This is a genomic window from Corynebacterium sp. HMSC05C01 (genome assembly GCF_001807155.1).
Taxonomy (GTDB): Bacteria; Actinomycetota; Actinomycetes; order Mycobacteriales; family Mycobacteriaceae; genus Corynebacterium; species Corynebacterium coyleae.
On record NZ_KV787952.1, the window covers coordinates 2606 to 5627 of the forward strand.

The window sequence follows — 3022 nt, forward strand, 5'->3', positions numbered from 1 at the left end:
AACCAACGCAAACGACAACGCAGCCGCAGCCACCGACGTGCCGCGACGACGAGCGATGTAATTCTTCTTCACCGAAAATTCCTTCCTCGAAAATGACAATTTCGGTTAGATAAGCCCTGCTGTCTGCAGCAATTTCGGACACTCGCCACGCAGAGCCCACATAGACAAGCGTAAGGAAGGTGACATATGTCAGCAATAGATATGACAGGTGTTCATGATGTTACGTTTATGCGTTTTAAGGCTTTACACACAATGCCAAGGCGGACAAAACCGCACTGCCACTGTCGCTTTACACCAACACATGGCACGCGTCACCCGTGGCGATTTACAAGACACTAGGCCACACCCAGGGCCATTTTCCCTGTTCAGAGATAAGGAATGGCCGCCACAGGGCAATTGATAGCCCCCCCCCCGACGATTGGACATCCGTTCGCTACAGCACCAATCCATAAATCAGACCATTACCAGCAGTTTTCCAAACCTAAGGTTTTTTCAGTTATAGCTACGCCCCTCCTTTAGGGGGTGGTTGGGGGACGTGGGGTCGTCGATAGGCAATGCGCACAAACGCCGTCGCCCCGCTCACCGGTGTGGTGAGCGGGGCGACGGCTTCGAGGAAGGTGCCTTTAGTAAAGGCGTTTGGCTACGGAGTTACTTCTTTTCCGGAGCCGCGGTCTCCTTGGAGGAGCCAGCGTAGGTGTTGCCGGAAGATCCTTTGAGTTCGAGGTTCTTCACGGACGAGCCGCCGTTGGGCGAGCAGTTGTCGTAGATGATCGTGCCAGCCAAGATGCCCGCGGCGATCAACGCGAGACCGCCAACAACGGTTGCGATGTCAGTACCGTACTGGGCCAACTTCGCGTTCACGGCGTCCGCTTGAGCGGCGACCTGCGGGTTGAACACGCCCAACTGCTGCTGGAGGCGCGTGTTCGCGGCCTGGATCTGTGCATTCGCCTGAGCGGCGAATTCGGACAGGCCCGGGATCTGGATCTGGGTAGCCAGACCGATTGGCAGCAGCGCGATCAGCGGCAGCCCGAAGCCGACGGAGGTGGCAACGCACTTGCCCGTGTCGATGCCGACCTTTGCGGTGGCCCTGTTGCCGGCGCCGTCGACAACCTGGATCTCGTCACCGGTCTTCAGGTTGACGTCCGCCGGGACGTTGACCTTCCACTTGCCGTCCTTGCCGGTCGTGGTCGTGGTGGTCTTGCCGTTTGGCCAGGTCACGATGATGGTCTCGCCAGGGCGGTCGCCCTTGCCGGTGATGGTCTTGGCGCCGGGGGTGATGTCGTCGATAGTCGGTGCCGTGGTGTCTGGCTTCGACTGATCATCGGCCGGGTTGGCACCCTTCTCCACCTCCTCGCGGTTGCTGTGTCCATCACCATCAAAGTCACCATTCGGATCCAGCAGCGACTTGCCATCCTTGCCGACCAGGTCGAAGTTGGCGGTCGCGGCGTTGGTCGAGTCGTCCTCGTAGGTGAAGCCGACAGCAACGGACGGGCGGGCGAACGGCTTGAAGGTTTCGAAGAACTTGTCCCAACGCTTCTTCGCATCGGTGCTCTTGATCTCCGGCAGGTGCGCCTCGACCTTTTCCGCGACGTCCTTCATCGAAGGAGCCTTCGCGTTGATCACGCCGTTGTCCTGCGGGGTGAAGGTCCACTTGTCGGCGTCCGAATCCGCGGTCGGCTTCGCCTCCGTATTCTTCACCGGTGCCTTGGTGCCGAACGGATCATTGGTGTTCTTCTCACCATCAACCGGCACGCTCGTGAGGTCGTCGTACTCCGGCACGAAACGGTCCGCATCAGTACCAACGGTGATGGTCGTCTGCACCTCGTCGGTGGAACCGTCCGGGTAGGTCACAACAACGGTGACGTCGTAGACGCCCGGCTTCGAGGTATCCGGGGTCTTCTTGTACTCGAAGGTGGTTCCTTCCGGCAGGCTATCGGCATCCTTGATGTTGCCCTTCGGATCCGGGGTGCCGCCAGTCTTGACTTTCTGGTCCTGGCCTTGCGGGTCGTGCTTGTCAGCGTCGGTCGCGTTCTTCTGCACCTTGACGTTGGCGTTGACCTTGTCGGTGGTGCCATCCGGGTAGGTGGCAACGATGGTCACCGGCTTGTCGCCCTCAGTGGAGGTATCCGGCGCCTGCTCGTACTCGAAGGCCGTGCCCTCCGGCAGCTCGTCGATGTTGGTGACGTGGTCCTTGGCCTCCGGGACCTCGTTCGGAGCGACAGTCTTGTCCTGGACCTGCGGCTCGTAGGTGTCAGCGTCGGACTGCTTCGGGTCCTCGGGCTGGGGCTGCTCCGGCTGCGGGGTCGGCTCGGGCTGGGGTTGCTCGGGTTGCGGCTGTTCCGGGGTCGGATCCTCTGCAGGCTTCGGGTCCTCCACCTTCACGGTGGCCTGCACCTCGTCGGTGGAACCATCCGGGTAGGTGACGACGACCGTGACCGGCTTATCCCCAGCAGTAAAGGTATCCGGATCTTCCTTGTACTTGAAGGTCGTGCCCTCAGGAAGCTTGTCAGCGTCCTTGACGTTGTCCTTCGGATCCGGCTTCTTGCCAGTCTCAACCGTCTGATCCTTGCCTTGCGGGTCGTGCTGCTCGGCCTGATCCTTGGCAACCTTCACCGTCACCGGCACCTCATCAGTGGTGCCATCCGGGTAGGTCACAACAACGACAGCCTCCTTGTCACCAGAGGTGTCAGTCTTCGGCGCATCCTTCCAGGTGTACTTGGTGCCCTTCGGAAGATCTTCCTTGTTCGCGATCGAATCCTCAGCCTTCGGCTCAGCGTTCTTCGCAACCTCCTGGTCCTTACCCTGCGGGTCGTACTTGCCGGCCTGGTCGGTGACCTTCAGCGGGACAAGGTCGGTGTGTTCGGTCCCTTTGCCGTCCTGATCCACCAACGTGTAGGTAACGGAGACGTTCGGCTTTTCTTCAGAAGCGTCAACCGTCTTCTTCGGCGTACCGGTGATTGTGCCGTTCTTGAACTCCAGGCCCTCCGGGAGGCCCTCAACCTTGATGGAGTCCTTCTTCAGC

At 60.1% G+C, this 3022-nt stretch carries 1 protein-coding gene; it reads right to left on the reverse strand.

What is annotated here, in order from left to right; genetic code table 11:
* Window positions 1-648: 648 nt before the first annotated feature.
* The coding region (locus HMPREF3145_RS11800) for a Rib/alpha-like domain-containing protein (RefSeq protein ID WP_246817507.1) at window positions 649-3022 on the reverse strand (2374 nt) is incomplete at its 5' end.